This is a genomic window from Microbacterium sp. Bi128 (genome assembly GCF_918698205.1).
On sequence record NZ_CAKKMM010000249.1, the window covers coordinates 1 to 5,827 of the forward strand.

5 protein-coding genes and 1 pseudogene are annotated in these 5,827 nt (G+C 69.2%); 2 read left to right on the top strand and 4 right to left on the bottom strand.

The window, feature by feature from the left end; all coding sequences use genetic code 11:
- Window positions 1–361: galactosyltransferase-related protein (locus LQV45_RS16120; protein WP_308288875.1), on the top strand; the 361-nt coding region annotated here is incomplete at its 5' end.
- A gap of 66 nt (window positions 362–427) precedes the next feature.
- On the opposite strand, the gene LQV45_RS16125 is transcribed toward LQV45_RS16120, so the two are convergent.
- Genes LQV45_RS16125 through LQV45_RS16140 form a run of 4 tightly spaced genes read right to left on the bottom strand, consistent with a single transcriptional unit; the run spans window position 428 to window position 5,285 of the window.
- Window positions 428–2,110 (bottom strand): glycoside hydrolase family 13 protein, encoded by a 1,683-nt coding sequence (locus tag LQV45_RS16125; protein WP_230007905.1) that lies wholly within the window; start codon window positions 2,108–2,110, stop codon window positions 428–430.
- A 27-nt stretch (window positions 2,111–2,137) separates the two neighbouring features.
- A complete protein-coding gene (locus LQV45_RS16130) occupies window positions 2,138–3,055 on the bottom strand; it encodes a carbohydrate ABC transporter permease (protein ID WP_230007906.1) in 918 nt (305 codons plus the stop codon).
- Window positions 3,052–3,966 (bottom strand): carbohydrate ABC transporter permease, encoded by a 915-nt coding sequence (locus tag LQV45_RS16135; RefSeq protein ID WP_230007907.1) that lies wholly within the window; start codon window positions 3,964–3,966, stop codon window positions 3,052–3,054. Before LQV45_RS16135 ends, LQV45_RS16130 begins: the two co-directional genes overlap by 4 nt.
- Complete coding sequence (locus tag LQV45_RS16140) at window positions 3,963–5,285, bottom strand: ABC transporter substrate-binding protein (RefSeq protein ID WP_230007908.1); 1,323 nt, start codon at window positions 5,283–5,285, stop codon at window positions 3,963–3,965. The genes LQV45_RS16135 and LQV45_RS16140 overlap by 4 nt, the downstream gene beginning before the upstream one ends.
- A gap of 109 nt (window positions 5,286–5,394) precedes the next feature.
- Between LQV45_RS16140 and LQV45_RS16145 the strand changes: the two are divergent.
- Window positions 5,395–5,827, top strand: a pseudogene (locus LQV45_RS16145) (ROK family protein); the annotation flags it as partial.

Consider the following 5,827-nt stretch of genomic DNA (forward strand, 5'->3'; position numbering starts at 1 on the left):
GACCGCCGACGAATACGACCTGTTCTGGTCGCTGTCCTTCGCCGTCACCGCCGCGACGTGGGAGCGCCTCGGCGGATTCCACGACGCGTACGAGGGGTACGGCGCCGAGGACACCGACCTCGCCTGGACCGCGCGGGCCGCCGGCATCCCCCTGGTGTGGACGGGCGGGGCGGATGCCTACCACCAGTGGCATCCGGTGTCCTCACCGCCGTGGCAGCACCTCGACGATATCCTCCGCAACGGCGCCGCGTTCCACCGCCGCTGGGGCGTCTGGCCCATGGGCGGCTGGCTGGAGGCCTTCGCCGCCGCCGGCGCGATCGAGCGCCGCGGCGCCACGTGGCTGCGCCTTCCCAGCGCGTGAGGGGTCAAGAATTGTCGCTTCGGCAGCCCGGAAGCGACACACTCTGACCCCTCACGCGAGAGATAGCTAGGCGCTCCGCAGCCAGGCCGTTGCCTCGCCGGGCAGGGTGCCCGACTCGACCGGCGCGCTCGACAGCAGCACCTCGCCCGCGGGCAGGGCGACCGGCTCGGTGCCGAAGTTCGTCACGACGGTCCAGCCGTCGGGGCGGGTGAAGGCCACCACCTCGTCACGGCCGAGGTCGAGCCACTCCAGATCCTCGGCGGTCTGCAGCTCGTGCCGCAGGTCGAGGGCGCGGCGGTAGAGCGACAGCGTCGAACCCGGGTCGCCATCCTGGCGGTCGACGGCGTACGCGGCGAACCATTCCGGCTGCGGCAGGTGCGCCCCCGCCCCGCCGAAGCCGAACGCGGGCCCGGAAGCGCTCCACGGCAGCGGCACGCGGCATCCGTCCCGCCCCTGGTCGACACCGGGGCTGCGGAAGAACGTCGGGTCCTGGCGCTGGGCGTCGGGGATGTCGGCGACCTCGTGCAGCCCCAGCTCCTCGCCCTGGTACAGGTACGCCGAGCCCGGGAGACCCAGGACGAACAGCGCCGCAGCGCGGGCACGACGTTCGCCGCGCTCGGCGTCGAGGGTCGGCTCGACCCCGCCCGAGAGCAGCCACCGGTTGCCGTGCTTGAGGGTCGGGCGACCGTCGGCACCGCGCTCAGCGTCGGGCAGGCCGTAGCGCGTGGCGTGGCGGACGACGTCGTGGTTCGACAGCACCCACGTCGTCGACGACCCCGACTCGGCGGCGAGCGCGAGGTTGTCGGCGACGATGCGGCGGAACTGGCCCGCGTCGAAGTCGGCCTCGAGCAGGTCGAAGTTGAACGACTGCCCCAGGCTCTCGATGCTCGCGTACAGCGGCACACGCGAGGGGTGCACCCACGCCTCGGCGACCGCGGTACGGGGCGGGTCGTACTCGTTGAACACGGCGCGCCACTCGGCGTAGACCTCGTGCACGTCGTCGCGGTCGAGCAGGGGGTGGGTACCGTCCTGCGGCATCGCGGCGAGCTCGGCGGCCGACGGCAGCGGTTCGCTGAGGTCCTTGGTGAGCATGTGGGCGACGTCGATACGGAACCCGTCGACACCGCGGTCGCTCCAGAACCGCAGGGTGCAGACGAAGTCCGCCCGCACTTCGGGGTTCGCCCAGTTCAGGTCGGGCTGCGACACGTCGAAGTTGTGGAAGTACCACTGCCCGTCCGCGACACGCTCCCACGCGGACCCGCCGAACACCGACTGCCAGTCCGTCGGCGGCTCGGACCCATCGGGACCGGTCCCCTCGCGGAAGATGTACCGGTCGCGCGCGGCCGACCCGCGGCCGGCGGCGAGAGCCTCCTGGAACCACGCGTGGTCGTCCGAGGTGTGGTTCGGCACGATGTCGACGACGACCCGGATGCCATGGGCGTGCAGCTGCGCGATGAGCTCGTCCATGTCGGCCAGGGTCCCCAGGCGCGGGTCGACGTCGCGGTAGTCGGCGACGTCGTACCCGCCGTCGGCGAGCGCCGAGGGGTAGAAGGGGCTCAGCCAGATGGCATCCACCCCCAGTTCGGCGAGGTACGGCACGCGCGCGGTGATGCCGGGGATGTCGCCGAGGCCGTCGGCGTTGCTGTCGGCGAAGCTGCGGGGATACACCTGGTACACCACGGCCTGGCGCCACCAGTCGGGGGCGTCGGAGAGGGCGCGGGCGTGCACGGAGGGTGCGGCGGAGGTCACAAGAGGGTCCTTTCGGGGAGGGGTCGATCAGCCCTTGACGGCGCCCTGCGTGACACCGGCCATCACCCATCGCTGGGTGAAGAGGTAGGCGACGATCGCGGGGGCCATGGCCATGAGGTACGACGCGAAGGCGACGTTGTAGTTGTTGCTGAACTGCGTCTGGAACAGGTTCTGACGCACGGGCAGCGTCTGCATCGCGGGATCGCTGATGATGAGCGAGGGCATCATGAAGTCGTTCCACGCGTACAGGAAGGCGAAGATGCCGACGGTCGCGCTCATCGGCGCGAGCAGCGGGAAGATCAGCCGCCAGAAGGTCTGCCACGTCGTCGCGCCATCGATGCGCGCGCTCTCCTCGAGCTCGAGCGGGATCGAGCGCAGGAATGCCGTGAACAGCAGCACGCTGAAGCTCAACTGGAACATCGTGGCGAGGATGATCACGCCGAACGGGTTGTCGAGCCCGACCCGGCCGGTGAGCTGGATCTGCGGCAACGCCACCACGGGGAACGGGATGAACATCGCCGCGAGCAGGTAGAAGAACGAGTACCGGAAGAGCTTGCGGTCCCAGTTGCGGGCGATCGCATAGGAGGCGAAGGCCGCGAGAACGATGGTCGCCAGCACGGTTCCGGCGGTGACGAGGAGCGAGATCGCGAGCCCGACGGGGAATTTCGTCAGCGTCCACGCCTGCACGAACCCGTCGAAGCTGATCGGCGCCGGGAACGAGAAGGCGTTGCCGTCGACGACCTGCGCCCCGCTCTTCAGCGCCATCGTGACGGTGACGTACAGGGGCAGCAGCACCGTGACGGAGCAGAGGACGAGGATCGTCGTGGTCGACCAGTTGATCCGCTCCGTCCCCACGCGGCGCGGCCGCCGTTCGGTGCGGCGCTGATCGGGGAGGGCGAGGTCGGCCTGCTCGAAGGCGAGCGCCGGCTGGTTGACAGCGGTCATGAGAGGGTGTTCCTTCCCCGGGTCAGCGAGAGCTGCAGCAGCGAGATGACGACGGCGACGAGGAAGAACAGGGCCGCGTTGGCCATCTGATAGGCGTAGTCGCCGCCGTTGAAGCCGAAGATGATCGACATCGCGACGCTGCGGGTCGCGGTGCCGGGACCGCCATTGGTGAGACCGACGATGATGTCGTAAGCGTTGAGGAACCCCTTGAAGCCGAGGATGACGTTGATGACGACGTACCCGGCGACCAGCGGGAGCGTGATGCGCAGCAGTTGCTGGACCTTGCCGGCGCCGTCGAGGCCCGCGGCCTCGTAGACGTCACCCGGTACCGAGAGAAGCCCGGCGATGTAGATCAGGAGCGTCCCCGGGATCGCCTGCCACGCGGTGACGATCACGATCGCGACCCACGCGAGGTCGGGGTTGGCGAGCAGGCTCGATTCGAGCCACGGGATGCCGAGGGCGGCTCCCGCCTGCGGCAGAGAGTTGCTGAACAGGAAGTTGAAGACGAAGGCGATGATGATGCCCGAGATCACCATCGGGATGACGAACACGGTGCGCAGCGCTTTCTTGAAGCGGATCTGCGCCGTCAGCCCGACGGCCAGCAGGAACGCCGCGATGTTGACGACGATGACCGTTGCGACCGAGAACCCGAACGTGAACAGGTACGCCTGGAGGATGGCCGGGTCGCTGAAGAGGGCGATGTAGTTCGTCAGCCCGACGAAGTTCCACTCGCCGAGGCCGATGGAGTCGGTGAAGCTGAAGAAGATGCCGATGATGCCCGGCACCGTGATCGCCAGCGTGAACAGCACGAGGGTCGGGATCAGGAAGACGTAGTAGATCGGCTCGACGCGGCGGGTGCTGCGGCGCGCAGCGGCCTTCCCTCCGGTGACGATCGTCGTCGTGGTGGTCATCGCTGGCCTCCCTCGGCGGCGGCGGAGGCGGAGTCGGTGGTCGACGCGGCGGGCTGCCGGAAGGCCAGGCGAGCCCAGTCCTGGTCCATCGTGCGCAGCGTGTTCTGGGGCGAGGCGCCGAGGATCATCGCCTGGGCGTAGTTGAAGACGGGGATCGTCTTCGGCACGAGGACCGATGCGCCCTGGTAGATGCGGCCCGCGTCGTAGAACGGGATCATCCCGGCGACGCGCGGGTCACTCGGCGAGGGCGCGTCCTTCGTCGGCGCGAACCCGAGCTGCGACTCGTTGTAGGCCTCGATGATCTGCGGCTGGTAGAGGTACTCGAGGAAGTCGCGCGCGGCATCCTGATGGCGTGAGCCCTCGGGGATGGTCGCGGCGAGGTCCATGTTGACCCGCACGGCGAGGTCGGCGGGGTCGTCGGTCATCGGGAGCGGGAACGTCCCCACCGCGAGGTCGGGCGCGGTCTTGGCGATCTCGCCGAGCGCCCATGGCCCCTGCAGGTACATCGCCGCCTGCCCCTGGGCGAACGCGAGGTTCCCGTCGCCGTAGGCCCGGCTGTCGGCATCCGGGTTCGTGTAGGTCGTGGCGAGCTCGCTCATGCGGCTCATGGCACCGGCGAAGTCCCTCTGGAACGACACCGCGGAATCGGCTCCCACCCGGTCGCCCTCGGCGGCGAGGGCGTCGAAGAAGTCGAGCACGTCGAGCGATCCGCCGATCGAGTAGTCGTACCAGCCCTGCCCCACGGTCCAGTCGTCCTTGAAGGTGCCGTAGAAGGGGGTGATGCCGTTGGCCTGGAGCGTCTCGGCGGTCCGGAGGAGTTCGTCCCACGTCGTGGGGACGTCGAGCCCGAGTTGATCGAAGATCTCGGTGTTGTAGATGACCGACGAGGCCATCACCGAGTACGGCAGCGCACTGGTGCGGCCGGCGCAGACGCCGTACTGGTCCATGAGCGGCTGCAGGTCCTCGCGGACCGTCGCCGCCGCCGCGGTGCCGGACAGGTCGGTGAGCGCACAGCGCTGCACGAACCGGGCGACTTCGTAGTTGTAGTTCGCGAGCATGATGTCGGGCGGATTGCCCCGGACGAAGCTCGCCGAGACGACGTCGACGCCCGAGGCGTCCATCTCGACCCGCACCCTGTCCTGCGAGGCGTTGTAGTCCGCCACCACCTGGTTCATGAACGCGAGCGCCTCACGTTTGCTGAAGGTGAAGCGGATGGTCTCGCGGCCGTCGGCGGAGCAACCCGCGAGCATCGCCGCTCCCAGTGCCGTCACCGCCCCCGCCGCGACCCACCGTCGCACCGTTGCCGTCTTCGCTGACACGTGTCCTCCTCGCATCGTTGCGACTTCCTAGAATCAGAGAGTAAATCTACTCGCCAAATCAATTCGATGACGGCAGTATTGCAGGAGACACGAAGGGGGTCAAGATCCGATGACGGATGCCACACCCTCGGTGCCCTCGCTCCGCCGCCACAGCCTCGACGCCGTGCTCGCCTACGCCTGGGACGCCGAGGCGTTCACCGCCAGCGACGTCATGTCGGCGGTCACCCTCACCCGCTCGACGACGATCGACGTGCTCGACGAGCTCGTCGTGCGCGGCCTCCTCGTCGAGATGCCGAACGCCCGCGCCGTCGGCGAGTACTCCAAGGGTCGCCCCGCGCGACGCTTCGCCCTGCGCGACGACGCCGGTCTCGTCGTCGGGGTCGACGCGGGCCGCGGCCACGTCACCGCGACCGTCGCCGACCTCCGCGGACGCGCGGTCGCGACCTCGCGCCTCGCGGTCGACCCCGAACGCGATTCGCCGGAACGTCGCCGCCGCGCCGCCGAGAAAGTCGTCGAAGCGACCTTGACGCGCGTCGCTCGGG